Origin of the sequence: Mesorhizobium sp. M7A.F.Ca.US.014.04.1.1 (assembly GCF_003998745.1) — a bacterium.
Classification (GTDB): Bacteria; Pseudomonadota; Alphaproteobacteria; order Rhizobiales; family Rhizobiaceae; genus Mesorhizobium; species Mesorhizobium ciceri.
On sequence record NZ_RZRW01001365.1, the window covers coordinates 1 to 578 of the forward strand.

General features: G+C 59.3%; 1 pseudogene. It reads left to right on the top strand.

The features are described 5' to 3' along the window. Window positions 1-333: 333 nt before the first annotated feature. A pseudogene (locus EOA22_RS36570) lies at window positions 334-578 on the top strand (hypothetical protein); the annotation flags it as partial.

Genomic DNA, 578 nt, shown 5'->3' on the forward strand with positions numbered 1-578 from the left:
CCGTCTGGGGGCAGGGCGGATCGCCGACGCTTTCGTCGAGACGCGATTGGCCGGCCAATGGCGCAACCCCTATGGCATGATCGATTCGCGCCACGATGCACGCATGATCATCGACACGCTCTATCCGCCAGTGAACTGAGCCGCGAGCATCGCAAAAACCGGCGCCATCCACAGTTTTGAGGCGTTGGTCCGTATCCTCTCGCATATGGCTAATTTCCGTTAACCTTAACAAATGGTTTCCGTTGCGATGGCGAGCGGCAAGGCCCACTGTCCCGGCGCAAGCAGGCAATGGTTCAGATTGGCCGTCTCCTGCTTTGCGAAGCAGGAACACCGATGCGACAGGTACTGACCCCTTTTCTGACCTTGCACTGGACGATTGTTTTCGCCCTGCTTGCGCTCATCTGCATCGACGGAAACCGTGGTGTGGCGGCGGCGCTCGGCGTGATCGGTGCCACAATCGAGGGTACCCGCTTCGTCAACCTCGACAATTTCGTTGTCGTGGCGCCGCTTGCCACCGCATTGCTGGTCGTCGCGGTTCTGTTTTTCTGGGCCTTTGTCGAAGCCCTGGTCAACGACGC